Origin of the sequence: Acinetobacter sp. NIPH 542 (assembly GCF_000369825.1) — a bacterium.
In the GTDB taxonomy this organism is placed as follows: Bacteria; Pseudomonadota; Gammaproteobacteria; order Pseudomonadales; family Moraxellaceae; genus Acinetobacter; species Acinetobacter oleivorans.
Window position 1 is genome coordinate 1,696,959 of sequence record NZ_KB850206.1, and the last position, 16,341, is coordinate 1,713,299.

Annotated in this window: 15 protein-coding genes; 6 read left to right on the plus strand and 9 right to left on the minus strand. The window is 37.9% G+C overall.

The features are described from left to right. Nucleotides 1-30: 30 nt before the first annotated feature. From bamA to rimO, 8 genes are all read right to left on the minus strand, one after another. On the minus strand, nucleotides 31-2,556 hold the full coding sequence (gene bamA, locus F886_RS13435) for an outer membrane protein assembly factor BamA (protein WP_005306270.1): 2,526 nt from the start codon (nucleotides 2,554-2,556) through the stop codon (nucleotides 31-33). A gap of 36 nt (nucleotides 2,557-2,592) precedes the next feature. Further along, nucleotides 2,593-3,948: an RIP metalloprotease RseP gene (gene rseP, locus F886_RS13440; RefSeq protein ID WP_005306271.1), complete on the minus strand. Its 1,356-nt coding sequence runs from the start codon at nucleotides 3,946-3,948 to the stop codon at nucleotides 2,593-2,595. Between the two features lies 1 nt (nucleotide 3,949). Next, the gene (ispC, locus tag F886_RS13445) at nucleotides 3,950-5,146 is read right to left on the minus strand and encodes a 1-deoxy-D-xylulose-5-phosphate reductoisomerase (protein WP_005306274.1); all 1,197 of its coding nucleotides are present in this window, start codon (nucleotides 5,144-5,146) and stop codon (nucleotides 3,950-3,952) included. After that, entirely contained in the window at nucleotides 5,147-5,971 is an 825-nt protein-coding gene (locus F886_RS13450; RefSeq protein ID WP_004791856.1) for a phosphatidate cytidylyltransferase, read from the minus strand. After that, nucleotides 5,971-6,723, minus strand: coding sequence for a polyprenyl diphosphate synthase (uppS, locus tag F886_RS13455; RefSeq protein ID WP_004791854.1), 753 nt, complete (start codon nucleotides 6,721-6,723; stop codon nucleotides 5,971-5,973). Before uppS ends, F886_RS13450 begins: the two co-directional genes overlap by 1 nt. A gap of 5 nt (nucleotides 6,724-6,728) precedes the next feature. Next, a complete protein-coding gene (gene frr, locus F886_RS13460; RefSeq protein WP_004791853.1) occupies nucleotides 6,729-7,283 on the minus strand; it encodes a ribosome recycling factor in 555 nt (184 codons plus the stop codon). Between the two features lie 85 nt (nucleotides 7,284-7,368). Continuing rightward, nucleotides 7,369-8,097 carry a UMP kinase gene (gene pyrH, locus F886_RS13465; RefSeq protein ID WP_004791851.1) on the minus strand — a complete coding sequence of 243 codons (729 nt, stop codon included), beginning with the start codon at nucleotides 8,095-8,097 and terminating at the stop codon, nucleotides 7,369-7,371. Nucleotides 8,098-8,147: 50 nt separating this feature from the next. Next, nucleotides 8,148-9,491 (minus strand): 30S ribosomal protein S12 methylthiotransferase RimO, encoded by a 1,344-nt coding sequence (gene rimO, locus F886_RS13470; RefSeq protein ID WP_004791849.1) that lies wholly within the window; start codon nucleotides 9,489-9,491, stop codon nucleotides 8,148-8,150. A 342-nt stretch (nucleotides 9,492-9,833) separates the two neighbouring features. On the opposite strand from rimO, the gene glnL reads away from it, so the two are divergent. From glnL to F886_RS13495, 5 genes are all read left to right on the plus strand, one after another. After that, nucleotides 9,834-10,943, plus strand: coding sequence for a nitrogen regulation protein NR(II) (glnL, locus tag F886_RS13475; protein WP_004791847.1), 1,110 nt, complete (start codon nucleotides 9,834-9,836; stop codon nucleotides 10,941-10,943). Beyond that, on the plus strand, nucleotides 10,930-12,423 hold the full coding sequence (gene glnG, locus F886_RS13480; protein WP_004791845.1) for a nitrogen regulation protein NR(I): 1,494 nt from the start codon (nucleotides 10,930-10,932) through the stop codon (nucleotides 12,421-12,423). The genes glnL and glnG overlap by 14 nt, the downstream gene beginning before the upstream one ends. Before the next feature lie 264 nt (nucleotides 12,424-12,687). Next, nucleotides 12,688-13,341, plus strand: a complete 654-nt coding sequence (locus F886_RS13485) for a TetR/AcrR family transcriptional regulator (RefSeq protein ID WP_005306281.1) — start codon at nucleotides 12,688-12,690, stop codon at nucleotides 13,339-13,341. 112 nt (nucleotides 13,342-13,453) lie between these two features. Beyond that, on the plus strand, nucleotides 13,454-14,371 hold the full coding sequence (argF, locus tag F886_RS13490) for an ornithine carbamoyltransferase (RefSeq protein WP_005306284.1): 918 nt from the start codon (nucleotides 13,454-13,456) through the stop codon (nucleotides 14,369-14,371). Between the two features lie 193 nt (nucleotides 14,372-14,564). Beyond that, on the plus strand, nucleotides 14,565-15,089 hold the full coding sequence (locus F886_RS13495) for a protein tyrosine phosphatase family protein (RefSeq protein WP_004791839.1): 525 nt from the start codon (nucleotides 14,565-14,567) through the stop codon (nucleotides 15,087-15,089). On the opposite strand, the gene ispF is transcribed toward F886_RS13495, so the two are convergent. Further along, nucleotides 15,077-15,568 carry a 2-C-methyl-D-erythritol 2,4-cyclodiphosphate synthase gene (ispF, locus tag F886_RS13500; protein ID WP_004791837.1) on the minus strand — a complete coding sequence of 164 codons (492 nt, stop codon included), beginning with the start codon at nucleotides 15,566-15,568 and terminating at the stop codon, nucleotides 15,077-15,079. The genes F886_RS13495 and ispF overlap by 13 nt on opposite strands. Nucleotides 15,569-15,667: 99 nt before the next feature. Here ispF and F886_RS13505 point away from each other — a divergent pair, with 99 nt between their 5' ends. Continuing rightward, on the plus strand, nucleotides 15,668-16,312 hold the full coding sequence (locus F886_RS13505) for an A1S_1983 family putative colistin resistance protein (RefSeq protein WP_005306288.1): 645 nt from the start codon (nucleotides 15,668-15,670) through the stop codon (nucleotides 16,310-16,312). The last annotated feature ends 29 nt before the right edge of the window (nucleotides 16,313-16,341 follow it).

Below are 16,341 nucleotides of genomic sequence, written 5' to 3' on the forward strand. Positions count from 1 at the left end.
GTCCTTATTGCATGTTTATTCAAATCGTACTTAGAAAGTACGACCGATTTCAAACTGGATCTCTTTAGTTTCATCACCAGGCTTATCATTTAGAGGGAATGCATAGCTAAGAGATAATGGTCCGATCATGGTGATCCATGTGAAGCCAACACCTACGCTATAACGCATATTACCTAAGTCGAAGCCATAGTTATCTTCACAGTATTTTTTAGCATCTGCGATTTGCTGACCATTCATAATCATAGAATAAGAACCAACGTCACACTTGGTATCGAATACCTGACCACCTTCAGCAAAAAGAACTGGTCGTACTTGACGAGTCCAATCTCCCTTGAATGGTAATGGCAAAGCCAACTCTGTGCCAAACTGCACTAGAGCATTACCACCGACTTCTTCTGGAGAACCGTCATTTTGCTTGGTTTCTTGTAAATTTACACTTGAATATTTTGGACCCAAGGTACTGTTATCATAGCCACGAACAGAACCATAACCACCCGCATAGAAGTTTTTATAGAATGGTAAATCATTACCATAACCAAGTTTACCGTAACCACGCAGCACGAAACCTGTGTCTTTAATTGGCCAGAATGCCTGTGCATCATAAGTTGCTTTTTGATAGTCAACATCACTACCAGGCAAACCAATTTCAAGACCTATACGATGAGACATACCTGAAGTAGGGAAAATAGGACGGTTTAATGTATTGTATGACCAGCCTAAATTTAAGTTATATGTAAAGAACTCACCTTCAAATGCATTATTATATGGAGTTGGTGTAACAAGGCATTTACCTGTATATGTCACCGCTCCTGTAACTGGATCTGTAGTTGTTTCCAACTGATCTGGTGGACAGTAAGTATCTTGACCTGTTGCCTTACCTCCATTCGCCAATAAGTAATCACGAACATAGGTAGACACATAAGGACCCGTCGTTACTTTAGTATTATCAATACCTAATGAAGCACTTAAACTTTGATTTTCATCAATTGGATAACCAAAACTTAAACTACCACCAAAACTATCGGTTACATAGTTATTAACGTTATAATCATCATTTAGCTTTGTTTTACGATAGTAAACGTTATAACCTCGGCTCACCCCATCAATTGTAAAGTAAGGGTCGGTAACACTTAAGTTATAGTAATCTTGAGTTTCAGAACGAGATAAATCGATCGCAACACGGTTACCCGTTCCCATAAAGTTAGTTTGGCTCAAACCTGCCTGGAATGTGATACCACCACTTTGTGAGTAACCTACCGCTAATGTTGTAGTTCCCGAGTGCTGTTCTTCAACATTTACGTTTAAATCCACCTGATCTGGTGAGTTTGGAATACGTGCTGGTTTAATATCAACAGTCTTGAAGAATCCTGTACGCTCTAAACGAACCTTCGATAAATCGATTTTTTCATTACTCGCTAAAGCGCCTTCCATTTGACGCATTTCACGACGTAATACTTCATCGGCAGTTTTACTGTTACCTGTAAAATTAATACGACGCACAGTAACTTGCTGACCTGGATTTACATAGTAATTTAAGTCAACAACACCTGTATCATTATTAATTTGTGGAACAATATTCACGTCTGCAAAGTAATAACCAGCATTACCGTATTTACGCAATAATAATTGCTTAACGGCATTTACTTTTTCTTGCGAATAAGTATCCCCATCTTTATAGATTTTTAAAGCTTGTAACTCTTCAGGTTTATAAAGTGCATCACCTAAAAACTTGGTTTGTCCAAATTTAAATTGACTACCTTCCTCTACAGCAACTTCAATAAAGATGTTCTTCTTATCTTCACTAATATTAAGCTGTGAGTTATTGATATGAAAATTGATATAACCCTTATTCAGATACATCGCACGCAAAGCTTCAAGGCTCGCTGCCATTTTCTCTCTAGCATAACGGTCATTACGAGTTACGATTGAAGCCCAACCGCTTTCTTTAACTGCAAAGGCTTGTTTAATTTCACTGTCTTTAAAAACAGTATTACCAATAATATTGATATTAAAAACTTTAGCCGCCGTACCTTCATTAAAATTTAATTTAAGTTCAACACGGTTATTTGGACGAGCTATCGTATCAACAGTTACATCAGCATCATAACGGCCTTGCTGGGTATATTGCTGCTCTAATTCAGTTTCAATTGTTTGTAAAGCTGACTTCTTAAAAACTTCGCCTTCAGCAATGCCCATTTTTTTGAGGCCTTGCTCTAAAGCCTCTTTAGGAATAAGTTTGTTACCCTTAAATTCAAGTTTTGAAATAATTGGGCGCTCTACGACATTAAAAACTAAAGTATCGTTGTCTCTTGATGCTTTAATATCGTCAAAAAGTCCAGTGGCATACAATGTTCGAATTGCTTCTGCGATCATCGGTTCATTAACGCGATCGCCACTGTTGATTGGCAACATGGTAGAAACATTTGCAGGAGTAAGACGGACCAAACCATCTACACGAATATCTCGAACGACGAAATCATCAGCTGCATATGCTTGTTGTACCGCTGCCATAGCGCTAACAAGTGCCAAAGGCATTAAAAAATGTGTGTGCCGCATGCCAGTTTTTCCAGTAAGTTATAAATCCATATACGTTTACAAACGCATAAAATCGTTAAATAAAGCTAAAAGCATCATACTACCGAGCAGTACCATACCAATTTTTAGACCAAACATTTGTATTTGTTCAGAAACAGGCTTACCACGAATAGCCTCAATAATGTAATAAACGAGATGTCCACCATCTAGCATTGGAATTGGCAATAAATTTAAAATTCCAAGACTTACACTCATTAAAGCCATAAATGAGATAAAAGTCTGCCATCCCATTTCCGCACTTTGTCCCGCTACTTTCGCGATTGTAATTGGTCCAGAAAGATTCTCTAAACCAATTAAACCCTTAACCATTTTTACTATCGAACTCAATATCATGCTAGAGATTTGACCAGTTTTCTCTAGTGACATCTCGAAAGCTTGTATTGGAGTATATTGAATTGTTTGCTTATATTCGTCAGGAATTGTAATTTTTCCTGCATCACTTTTCACACCCAAAACACCACTCACTTGCCCCATGTTATCTCGTTTCCCTTGAGGCATAACTTGCAAATGGACTAATTGACTATTACGCAAAACATCAATATTGAGTAATTTTTCTGGAGAATGTTGTACGACCTCGACAACATCAAACCAGTCTTTCATTGCTTGACCATTAATTGAAACAATACGATCACCTACTTTCATTCCTTGACGAATTGCAGCTCCATCTTGAGTCAATTCAGTAACAACAGCAGGAATAACAGGACGATATGGTAAAAAACCTAACACATCTAAAGCTGATTCATTCTGGTTTTTTAAGAAGTCTTTAATTGGTAAAACAATATTCTTTTCAGTACCTGCGCGGTCCACATCAACATTTACACTGCCAGTTTCACCTACACGATCAATTAAAGCAAAGTTAAGCTTTTCCCAAGTTTGCGTTTCTTTTCCATCAACAGCAATAATCTTGTCACCGACTTGCATTTGTGCAATTGCTGCTGGTGAGTTTGGTATAACTTTACCGACTCTAGTGTTCAGTTGTTCTTGTGCAGGTAAAAATAAGATCCAGAAAAGTAAGACAGCAAAAATCAGATTAATTAATGGACCAGCTGCAACAATTGCTATACGTTTCCATGGCTTTTGGCGGTTAAATGCATAAGGTAAATCTTGCTCTGCAACATTACCTTCACGCTCATCAAGCATTTTTACATAGCCGCCTAATGGTAAAGCTGAAAGTTGATATTTGATTCCAGATTTTTTTGATGTCCACTTGAGTAATGTAGGCCCAAAACCAATGGAATACACTAAAACTTTAACACCCAGTTTTCGTGCTACCCAATAATGACCAAACTCATGAATTGCAATTAAAGGACCAAGTAAAAGAGCCGCTGCTGCAATCATAAATAATGCACTCATTTCAGCCTCCTATACTTGATATATATTGCTGTGCTACATGTCGTGCTATTTCATCTTTAGCTAAAATACACTCAATATTTTCAGCAACTGAATTTTCCAATTTTTGCAAAGTATGCTCTACCACTTGTGGGATATTTGTAAATCCAATCTGTTCCTTTAAAAATGCAGCAACAGCAACTTCATTTGCAGCATTTAAAATAGTAGGTGCCAAACCTCCCGCACGCATTGCCTGACGAGCCAAATCAAGTGCTGGGAATTTCTGAATATCTGGCGCTTGGAAATTAAGTTGAGAATATTCAAACAAATCTAAAGCAGGAACACTCGTCTGTAAACGCTCAGGCCATGCTAAAGCATGTGCAATTGGCGTACACATATCTGGGTTACCCATTTGGGCCAACGTTGAACCATCCACATATTGCACCATAGAATGAATAATACTTTGTGGATGAACAACAACTGTAACAAAATGTTCAGATATTGAAAACAAATGACATGCCTCGATCAACTCCAACCCTTTATTCATAAGAGTAGCTGAGTCAACTGAGATTTTCTGTCCCATAGACCAGTTGGGATGCTTACAAGCCTGTGCAGGAGTAACTTTTTCTAATTGTTCTAACGAATGGTTTAAAAATGGTCCACCTGAAGCGGTCAATAAGATTCTTGATACACCCTGTTGCGGTTGTCCATTTCTTTCAGCTTCTAAATAGTTATGAGGCAATGACTGAAAAATAGCATTGTGTTCTGAATCTACCGGTAATAATAATGCCTGATGATCACGTGCTGCTTGCATCATGATTTCACCAGACATGACCAAAGCTTCTTTATTAGCAAGCAATACGCGTTTACCAGCTTTCACAGCAGCTAGAGTTGGCAACAAACCTGCAGCACCAACAATTGCAGCCATAACAATATCAACATCTGGATGTGAAGCAATGCTTATCAGGCCTTCCTCACCAACCAAAATTTCAATATTTTGTAATTTATTATATGCAAATAGAGCTGTTAATTCGGCAACTTTCTGCTCAGGAACGACCACAACTTTTGGTTGGAAATGTTTGCAAATTTCAACCAACACAGAAATTCGACTATGAGCTGAAACCGCAAACACTGAATACTTATCAGGATGTTGATTTAAAATTTTTAAGGTACTTTGACCAATGGAACCGGTTACACCTAATATGCAAACAGATTGTGTCATCTATAAATCTACACCAATAAGTTTTAATATATACATTCCCGTTGCAAAAATCGGGGCTGCAGCAAGTAAAGAATCAATACGATCTAACACACCACCATGACCTGGTAAAACACGACCAGAATCTTTAATACCGGCACGACGTTTAATCATTGATTCAAATAAGTCACCTAAAACTGAACCAAATACCGTAATTAACGACAATATAAGAAACAGAATTTGCTGAATTAAAGTTAAATTTAGATAATGATATTGCACAACCACCATTATTACTACGGTCGTAATAATACCACCATACAAACCTTCCACTGATTTATTAGGGCTTACAGTTGGAGCTAATTTTCTTTTTCCAAATTTACGACCAACAAAGTAAGCACCACTATCCGCGCCCCATACGAGCAAGAACAGATACATTAACCACCATGGTGAACTTTGCCATACTACAAAAATTGATGTTACTGCAGCACAGACTAAAATTATGCCAATCACATACAAGGTTGCATTATACCAGCCATCAAATTCAGGAAATGACTTAACCCAATATACACTGACAATCCAAGTCAAAATTGAAGCAGACCACAAAAGCAATGCAATATCATGGAAAAATAGGGCGACACCTGAAACAAATGCAACAAGCAGACCGTAACACCAAGCTTTAGGTTTTACAGCATTTGCAGTTTCGCGAGGCATTAATTTATACCACTCATACCCCGCCACCCCTGCTGCAACAATCATAAGAACCAACATTGGATAATGTGATTGCGTAGCAAACATACAGCCTAAAACAACTGCAACAAGTACCAATGCGGTAACAATCCGCTCTAACATTATAAATTCTCTATTTTCTCTTGCTGAATTTGTTCAGATGTTTTGCCAAAACGACGTTCACGCCCTGAAAAAACATTCAATGCATGATCGAACTCTTTTACTGTAAATTCTGGCCATAACGCTTCGGTAAAATACAGTTCCGCATAAGCTGCTTGCCACAACAAGAAATTAGATATGCGATAATCTCCGCCTGTGCGGATTAGCAAGTCCACAGCTGGCAGATCGTTTAGACTGACATATTTTTCGAACAAATCAACATTTATTTGATCAGCACTAAATTCACCACGGGAAACGGCCTCTGCAACCTGTTTTGCTGCATTAGCAATGTCCCACATCCCACCATAGCTTATTGCAATGGTTAAGGTCATAGTGTCATGGTGTGCTGTCTGTTGCTCTGCATCTTCCATTAAGGCAACTAAGTGTGAGGATAATCGAGAACGATCACCGATAAAACGCAAAGCAATATTAAATTTCTTCATGCGAGGTATTTGCTCATGAATACTTTCTTCCAGAAGCTTCATAAGCAGATCGACTTCATACTGCGGTCGATTCCAATTTTCACTTGAAAATGCAAAAACAGTTAAAGCACGAATACCAGTTTTTTTACAATGTTCAACGATAGGATCAAGAACATTTTTACCTTCCCGATGCCCATCACCTTTTTGCATTTGATTTTTTTTTGCAAAGCGGTTGTTGCCATCCATAATGATGGCAACATGCTTGGGAAGATGATACTCTTCAGAATCGGTCATAAAAATTAGACCTTCATCAATTCTGCTTCTTTCGCTGCAAGACGCTTGTCTACTTCTGCAACATATTTGTCAGTAATTTTCTGAATATCGTCACCTGCACGGCGCTCATCATCTTCAGAAATCTCTTTTTCTTTCAACAATGCTTTGATATCACCTAAAACATCACGACGAATATTACGAATCGCAACTTTTGCATTTTCAGCTTCATTACGCGCAACTTTTTGCATATCACGACGTGTTTCTTCAGTTAATGCTGGTAAAGGTACACGAATTGCATCTGCTGTAATCGGGTTTAAACCAAGATCACTTTCGCGGATTGCCTTATCAATAGCTGAAACCATTGTACGCTCAAATGGCTGAACAATAAGTGTACGAGAGTCTTCAATACCCACGTTTGCTACTTGATTTAATGGCACATCAGAACCGTAGTAAGGAACCATCACACCATTTAAGATTGATGGGTGTGCACGGCCGGTACGAACTTTAGCAAACCCGAGTTCTAAAGACTCTAGAGTTTTTAACATACGCTGTTCGCTGTCTTTTTTCAGATCGTTAATCATATGATCTACCTTACTTATTTATTCAAAGATATATTTAACAAATTTAATTTAGCGCTAGTATAAAGAGCTTTCAGTAACACGTACATTACTTAGTAACGCGCGTCCCTTCTTTTTCACCCATTACTACTGACAATAACGCACCTGATTTATTCATATCAAAAACTTGCAATGGCACATTATGGTCGCGACACAAACAAATAGCAGTCAAATCCATAACACCAAGCTTTTCATCTAACACTTGGTCAAAAGTTAAATGATCGTATTTAACAGCATCATCATATTTACTTGGATCTTTATTATAAACGCCATCAACTTTAGTCGCTTTTAAAATCAAATTAGCTTCAATTTCAATACCGCGTAAACATGCTGCTGTATCTGTTGTGAAAAATGGATTTCCTGTACCCGCAACGAAAACACAAACTTCACCTTGACTCAAATGACGAATCGCATCACGACTTGAATAAGACTCTACCACTGTACCAATTGGTAATGCAGACATAAGACGAGTTCTGATATTACGACGAACTAGAGCATCACGCATAGCTAAGCCATTCATCACAGTTGCAAGCATACCCATTTGATCGCCTGTTACACGACCAACTAGGCCATCTTTTTGCAACTGACTACCACGGTACAAATTACCGCCACCCACAACGATACCCACTTGCACCCCCAAACCAACCAAGTGTGCAATTGAAAGTGACATATGATCTAAAACTTGGGCATCAATACCCATATCTTTATTACCTGACAATGCCTCACCAGATAATTTTAATAGAATACGTGAATAACGTGGGCTAATTGTTTCCGCCATGACTTTGCTCCAAAACCTCTTAAACTGAATGCTCTTTAAATATATTTCGATTAAACCGATTTAATTTTAATTAACTTTGCAAATAAATCGTATTCATCTGCATCGGTAATTTCGACTTCCAATATATCGCCCGGTTGAATAGTGCTCTTATCGATATCTTCTACAAACACATTACCGTCAATTTCCGGAGCATCGGCATAAGAACGTGCAACGGCAACAGGATATTCGTCTTCTAAACCATCGACTAATACAGTCATCGTTTGACCAATACGTTTTTGTAATTTGGCAGCAGATATTTGCTGCTGCACTTGCATAAAGCGCTCGTAACGCTCTTGCTTAATTTCTTCTGGCACATGATCGGGTAAATCATTTGCCGTAGCGCCTTCTACTGGTGAATAGGTAAAGCAGCCTACACGATCAAGTTGAGCTTCAACTAACCAATCTAACAAAATCTGGAAGTCTTCTTCAGTTTCGCCTGGAAAACCAACCACAAAAGTAGAACGGATCACAAGATCAGGGCATTTTTCACGCCATAACTTAATTTTTTCTAGTGTATTTTCACTATGTGCCGGACGCTTCATTAACTTAAGAACGCGTGGGCTTGCATGTTGGAAAGGAATATCAAGATATGGCAGGATTTTACCTTGAGCCATTAAATCGATAACTGCATCAACATGTGGATATGGGTATACATAGTGTAGACGCACCCAGATGCCCAATTGGCCTAGTGCTTCACACATGTCGAAGAATTTTGTCTTAACCGGTTGACCATTCCAGAAGTCAAGTTTGTACTTGGTGTCTACGCCATAAGCCGATGTATCTTGAGAAATAACCAAGATTTCTTTAACACCCGCTCTTTTAAGTGCCGCAGCTTCTTCCAATACACTACCAACTGGACGAGAAACCAAGTCGCCACGCATACTTGGGATAATACAGAAGGTACAACGATGGTTACATCCTTCAGATATTTTTAAGTAGGCATAATGCTTTGGTGTTAAGCGAATTCCCTGTTCAGGAACCAAATCAATAAACGGATTATGTTTAGGTGGTGCTGGTACATATTCATGTACAGCTTCCATCACATCTTGATAAGCTGCCGCACCAGTAACCTTTAAAACGTTCGGATGCATTTGACGAATTTTATCTTCGTCTTTACCTAAGCATCCTGTAACGATTACTCGACCATTTTCACTCATGGCCTCGCCAATTGCATCTAGCGACTCTTGTACCGCAGATTCAATAAAACCACAGGTATTAACAACTACTAAATCAGCACCATCATAATCTGATGCAACTTGATAACCTTCAGTCTTTAACTGAGTTAAAATTCGTTCAGAATCTACCAATGCCTTAGGACAACCTAAAGAAACAAAACCGACTTTGGGGGTCTTCATGAATCTGCGCTCCACTTGAATGCGCGTATTGTATGTCTTTTCTTGTCTCAAGCATAGGTGGAAAGCCTACTCTTTGTGTAATGCACCAAAATACAACCAACATTTGCACCAAAACTCATCTTTGCACCAATTTAGATCATGTTATTATCCAGACTAAAGCTATTTGTTTTGATCAAAAGATATAAAGAACGATTTCAGCGCGTTTTTAAGTAACTTAAAACTTTAAAATAACCCATAAACAAAGTTGGCGTATATTTTGCATCGTTCATGTTCTATAACGGTGAAAATCCGATAACCAATGAAGATGCCATTGCGCTATTTTAAGACAGGAACGATTCGCTAATGGATCAACACAACCCTATCGACTATCGCCTATTGGTAGACAATTTAACTACTGCGATTTTATTAATCGATAGTAACTTGAATATTTTTTACTTAAATTCAGCCTGTGAAGCACTATTTGACATTAGTTTGCTCCGTGCTTCAGGACAGCCTGTTTTAAATTTACTTCATGCACCAGATGATACTTTTAATACACATGAAGCTTTATTGAACACCATAAAAACCGGACAACCTTACACGCGTCGAGAAGCTGTCATTAATGTTAACTTCAAAGATCTACATGTGGATTACACAGTTTCTCAATTAAATGCCGGTAAAAGTTATCATCCATTATTGTTGATTGAGCTCAACCCAATTGACCGTATGTTAAAGATTTCAAAAGAAGAAAATCTGGTACAACAACATCAGGTCGCTAGGCAGCTTGTGCGTGGCGTTGCGCATGAAATTAAAAACCCACTTGCAGGTATTCGGGGAGCAACTCAGTTACTCGCTCGCAGTTTAAATGATAAGACTTATGCTGAATTCACCGATGTCATCATTAATGAAGTAGATCGTTTAACTAACTTGGCTGACACCATGTTGGGTTCTAGACAATTACCAAGCTATGAAAATGTTAACGTACACGAACCTTTAGAACGAGTACGCTCTCTTATTGCGAATCAGACAAAGAAAAAAATTAAAATTATACGTGACTATGATTTGTCTTTACCTGATGTGAATGCCGATCGTGATCAGTTAATCCAAGTCATGCTCAACATTAGTGTAAATGCAATTCAGGCCATAACAGAGAATAAAGCATTCTTTATAGATCACGAACCAGAGCTAATTCTACGTACTCGCATACAACGACTTGTCACAATTAATGGTGTGCTGAATCGATCTACCGTGCGGGTTGATATTGAAGACAATGGGCCAGGTATACCTGAGAGTATTTTAGAGTCCGTATTTTACCCATTGGTTACTGGACGAGCAAAAGGTACTGGGCTTGGCCTGAGTATTGCACAGAATATTATGCATCAACATAACGGAATGATTGAATGCCAATCTGTTCCTGGAAAAACTATTTTTAGCTTATATTTACCTTGGGAGTCAGACCGTGTCGCGAAATAAAATATGGGTTATTGATGATGATCGCGCCATGCGATGGGTATTGGAAAAGACTTTTAAAGAAGAAGGCTTTGACGTTACCAATTTTGAAGAAGCTCAAACTGCGCTTGAACGTTTGCATCATGATGCTCCCGATGTCATCTTAACTGACATTCGAATGCCTGGAATTGATGGTTTAACTTTTTTATCTAAAGTTAAAAACACTCATCCGGATTTACCTGTCATTATTATGACAGCACATTCTGACTTAGAGTCTGCGGTATCAAGTTATCAAACAGGTGCATTTGAGTATTTACCAAAACCTTTTGATATTGATGAAGCTTTAGCTTTAGTCAATCGTGCAATTCTGCATATCAACAAACTACAACAACAAGAAGCTACAAAAACAGCTTCACCACTTCAATCAACAGAAATTATTGGTGAATCTCCAGCAATGCAGGAGGTTTTCCGCGCTATTGGTCGTTTATCTCAATCTCATATTACTGTTTTAATTAATGGTGAATCTGGCACAGGTAAAGAATTAGTTGCGCATGCTTTACACAAGCACTCACCACGCCGTGCGAAACCTTTTATTGCCTTAAATATGGCTGCAATTCCAAAAGACTTGATTGAAACCGAGTTATTTGGTCATGAAAAAGGTGCATTTACAGGTGCAAACACTCAACATCAAGGCCGCTTTGAGCAAGCAAATGGTGGAACACTATTCCTTGATGAAATTGGCGACATGCCATTTGAAACACAGACTAGACTACTTCGTGTGCTCGCCGACGGTGAATTTTATCGTGTAGGTGGACATATTCCAGTTAAAGTTGATGTTCGAATTGTGGCAGCAACACATCAGGACTTAGAAAAACTGGTGAATGAAGGCCGATTCCGTGAAGACTTATATCACCGTTTAAATGTAATTCGCATTCATATTCCTAAACTTGCTCATCGTAGCGAAGATATACCAATGCTGGCTCAGCATTTTCTTGCACGTGCCGGTAAAGAACTTGGCGTGAGTCCAAAAATCTTACGTACTGAAACAACGGACTATATGCAACAGTTACCGTGGCCTGGTAATGTTCGACAACTTGAAAACACGTGCCGCTGGTTAACTGTGATGATCACTGGACGTGAAGTTTATCCAGAAGATTTACCTTCTGAACTTAAACAAGTTCCATTACAAAAGAATAGTGACTCTGGGCAACCTGCTCCTTCATTTGAACGCATTTCTTTACACCATTGGGATGAGTTACTAAATCAATGGGCAATTCAAAAGCTTAAGAATGGTGAAATGAAGATTTTGGATATTGCTACGCCAATGTTTGAACGCACCTTAATTAACGCTGCTTTACAACAAACACGTGGACGCAAACGCCATGCAGCAGAATTACTGGGTTGGGGCCGTAACACCTTAACTCGCAAGTTAAAAGAACTTGGAATGGATTCTGCTGACGATGATGAAGAAGATGAACATAAGGTTAGTCAAACCGAAGCCTAAAAAGCTTAGCATCTAAAATAAAAGCGGCTAAGACATTCTTAGCCGCTTTATTTTGATTAGATTTTTTATTCAATTTAAAATTGAACATCAGGTTACATCATTAAATCATTTCAAAATTCACTCTAAGCTTATATTTTCTATTCTTTTATTTTTTAAAATATCTATTTACTGTTCAGCAGATGATCTAAAAAAATAGCGATGACCATCCTTAAAGATAGTTTTGCTATACTAAATAAGTAAAGTTAACTGTTGTTATAAAATTTTATGCATGATTCCGTCCTTGACCCACATCATTCAGTATGTGAAAAACCACAAACACGCAGAGGTATAGAACGTCGCCTGGCTCTATTGCTAAGTGCAACCGAGCTGTTTTTGGATAAAGGATATGATGCTGTTTCTCTTGATGACATTGTTAACCATGCAGGAGGTTCAAAAACTTCTATCTATAAATATTTTGGTAATAAAGAAGGACTTTTTACTGCTATTTGCGACTATAAACGTGAAATGTTTTTTAAAGACGTTTGCATTCCATTTCAACCAGAGAAAACTACTTTAAGAGAATACTTAATTCAAACGCTCAATCGTGTTTATGTTCACATCATTCAACCCGAGCATGTTGCATTTTTACGACTAATTATTGAACAGACCGAGTGTAATACGGTCCTCATACAATATCTATATGACAAATGGGTACATAATTTACAGAATACACTTACCCAAGCATTAGAATTTTCAGACAAATCAGGCGAAATTACATGCCCTTCTCCTTATTATTCTTCACTCATGTATTTTGGGATTTTACGCGATATTGAATGGCGCATGATTATGGGTATGCCAGCCCTACCAGATGAGCAGGAAGCCACTGATTATATTGAATATTGCGTAGATATTTTCTTAAAGGGCCATCATAAAGTCTAATTCTTTTGCATTTTAAAATGCTTATAGTATAGTAGACTTCTTTTTTCCCTCCTCCACCCAGCCAACAACAGATAATTGTTGTATTTCATAACGATTATTATGGAGTAGCTACATGGCTCTAAGACATTTCCTGACTTTACGTGATCTATCCACTCTAGAACTTAATCGCATTTTAGAACGCGCAAGCGAACTTAAAAAAATGCAGCATGACAATAAGGTATATCAACCTTTTGTTGGTAAAGTATTGGGAATGATTTTTGAGAAATCAAGCACGCGTACACGTATCTCTTTTGAAGCAGGCATTAACCAATTTGGTGGTAGCGCGATTTTCCTATCACCTCGCGACACACAATTAGGCCGCGGCGAACCAATTGAAGACTCAGCACGTGTAATTTCTAGTATGCTTGATATTGTGATGATTCGTACTTTTGGTCATGACATTGTTGAACGTTTTGCATCGTATTCAAAAGTTCCTGTGATTAACGGTTTGACAGATGACCATCATCCTTGTCAGTTACTTGCAGATTTACAGACTTATAATGAACACCGCGGTAGCATTAAAGGTAAAACCGTTGCTTGGATTGGTGATGGCAATAATATGTGTAACTCATATATTGAAGCTGCACACATGATGGGCTTTAAACTTAAAATTGCATCACCGAAAGGATATGAGCCTAAACCTGAATTTTTAGCAGAGTTTGGTCATTGTGTGGAAGTTTTTGACAACGCAGAAGATGCTGCCGTAAATGCTGACCTCATTGTGACAGATGTATGGGCAAGCATGGGACAAGAAGAAGAACAGAAGCTTCGTGAAAGAGCTTTTGCAGCTTTTCAAGTCAATGAAAAATTAATGGGACTTGCTCATCCTGAATGTTTATTCATGCACTGCTTACCTGCTCATCGTGGCGAAGAAATTTCTGAAACTATGCTTGATCATAAAAATGCAGTGGTATGGGATGAAGCAGAAAATCGTCTTCATGCTCAAAAAGCTTTAGTAGAATTTTTATTGAATGAAAATCTAAAATCATAATTATTTAGACAAAAAAACAGCATCTTTATGATGCTGTTTTTTTATTTTATAAAACTTGTACTTTTCCAGTTAATTATTTTTAAAGTTTTGATAACGTTGTCGAATATATAAGCAGGCTGTATTTCAACTATTCCCTAGAATCGTGTATAACATTCTACACAATAAGCTAAGCCTACTCTCGTAGAGTGCGATCATGACTACCCTTGAACAATCATTATCTCAAATTCCCGCATTTTCAATTATTCATGAACATTTATTTAGTTCAGCACAGCCTTCTGCTGAACAACTGAAACTAATTAAAGAATATGGTTGTAGTACCGTCATTAATCTCGCTTTAAGTAACGCACCAAATCATATTGAAAATGAAGATCGTATTTGTTTAGACCTCGGTTTAAATTACATCCATATTCCAATTGACTGGGAAACTCCATCGGCTGAGCAATGTTTATTGGTACTCGATCTTATTGATCATTTAGTCCAGAATGAAATTGTCTGGATTCACTGTTCTAAAAACGATCGCTCTAGCTGCCTGATGTATGTCTATAGACAGTTTTATATGAATATGGATATGCCTACTTCTCAAGATTTACTTCATGAAATTTGGGAACCCAATGAAACTTGGACAGGGCTTATTCATAGTATTACCTTACAGCTACAAGGCCGTAAGGCAACTCTTGAGCTTCAGCAGTCTTTACAACAAGCTGATCACTTGGTGTGATGAGAGACTAAAACAGTTGCTGTAGCTAAAATCCCTTCTTGACGACCGGTAAACCCAAGTTTTTCGGTTGTCGTTGCTTTAATACTGATTTGATTAACATCTACATTTAAAACATCAGCAATACTTTGACGCATTTCCAAATTATGTTTAGCTAATTTTGGACGCTCACAAGCCACTGTAATATCCGCATTATTTAACTGATAACCGCGATCTAAGATTAACTGATAAACATGCTTTAATAGTACTCGGCTGTCCGCACCCTTAAATTCTGGGTCAGTGTCAGGAAAATGTTGCCCTATATCTCCCAGTGCCAAAGTACCTAACAAAGCATCACACAAGGCATGGAGTACAACATCGCCATCAGAATGCGCTTTCAAGCCATGCGTATGCGGAATTTGAATGCCAGCCAATGTAACGAAGTTCCCCTCTTCAAAGGCATGTACATCCATTCCTTGTCCAATGCGAATTTGAGCAACCATATAACTATTACCTTCCATAAAAACTTAAGAAATCTTGTATTCAGCCTTTCTGTTTCGCTATAGTACACCTAGCAAAGTAGACTGAAAGTATAAGCGATCATGCTGTCTAATACTGATATGAATCAATTGAAAAGATTAAGTTTTGCCGTGACACTGAGTTGTTTATGTTCATCTCATGTTTTTGCAGAACCAATAGACTGTTCCAATCATGGAGCTGAGCTTAAAATCTGTTCAAAAACATTTAGTGAATCGAGAACGCAACTCAATAATAAATATCTTTCTGCATATTTAGTTACTGATGCTCCCTTACAGCTTTTACAGGATACACAAAAGTTATGGTCTAAACATACTCAGCAATGCAAGAGTAATTCATGCTTTCAACAACAGTTTGATTTACGTACTGACGACCTAAATTTTTATGCATCACTTAAGCAAACGCTTACCCAACATTATCTTAAGTTTGAGAATGGACATCTAGCAGCACAGCCTGTTCACATTCAGGTCCATCAGCTCGCAAAAGATAAAATCAAGATTGAAGGAATAGCATACCGAAATCCAAATAACCGTAAAGAAACTCAAACGATTTCTTTGATGGCCTATAGTTCACCTGAACAAAAAAATGAAATCTTAGACAATGAGCATAACTGTAAATATCAGTTTAATTTTCAAAAAGCTTTACTTAATGTGAAAACCCAGCAAAAAGGCTGTGAGCGTTTCAGCGGAATCTACCGATTATATGATTAGTGCTTTAAGTAAAAAGCCAGTGTTTGCAC

Bases quoted from the DNA above. Each gene is read 5' to 3' on its own strand.
- ispF (WP_004791837.1), bottom strand. From the start codon at position 15,568: ATGGTTGCTCAAATTCGCATTGGACAAGGAATGGATGTACATGCCTTT.
- glnL (WP_004791847.1), top strand. From the start codon at position 9,834: ATGGATCAACACAACCCTATCGACTATCGCCTATTGGTAGACAATTTA.
- pyrH (WP_004791851.1), bottom strand. From the start codon at position 8,097: ATGGCGGAAACAATTAGCCCACGTTATTCACGTATTCTATTAAAATTA.
- bamA (WP_005306270.1), bottom strand. From the start codon at position 2,556: ATGCGGCACACACATTTTTTAATGCCTTTGGCACTTGTTAGCGCTATG.
- rimO (WP_004791849.1), bottom strand. From the start codon at position 9,491: ATGAAGACCCCCAAAGTCGGTTTTGTTTCTTTAGGTTGTCCTAAGGCA.
- ispC (WP_005306274.1), bottom strand. From the start codon at position 5,146: ATGACACAATCTGTTTGCATATTAGGTGTAACCGGTTCCATTGGTCAA.
- rseP (WP_005306271.1), bottom strand. From the start codon at position 3,948: ATGAGTGCATTATTTATGATTGCAGCAGCGGCTCTTTTACTTGGTCCT.
- uppS (WP_004791854.1), bottom strand. From the start codon at position 6,723: ATGACCGATTCTGAAGAGTATCATCTTCCCAAGCATGTTGCCATCATT.
- F886_RS13485 (WP_005306281.1), top strand. From the start codon at position 12,688: ATGCATGATTCCGTCCTTGACCCACATCATTCAGTATGTGAAAAACCA.
- F886_RS13495 (WP_004791839.1), top strand. From the start codon at position 14,565: ATGACTACCCTTGAACAATCATTATCTCAAATTCCCGCATTTTCAATT.
- F886_RS13450 (WP_004791856.1), bottom strand. From the start codon at position 5,971: ATGTTAGAGCGGATTGTTACCGCATTGGTACTTGTTGCAGTTGTTTTA.
- F886_RS13505 (WP_005306288.1), top strand. From the start codon at position 15,668: ATGCTGTCTAATACTGATATGAATCAATTGAAAAGATTAAGTTTTGCC.
- frr (WP_004791853.1), bottom strand. From the start codon at position 7,283: ATGATTAACGATCTGAAAAAAGACAGCGAACAGCGTATGTTAAAAACT.
- argF (WP_005306284.1), top strand. From the start codon at position 13,454: ATGGCTCTAAGACATTTCCTGACTTTACGTGATCTATCCACTCTAGAA.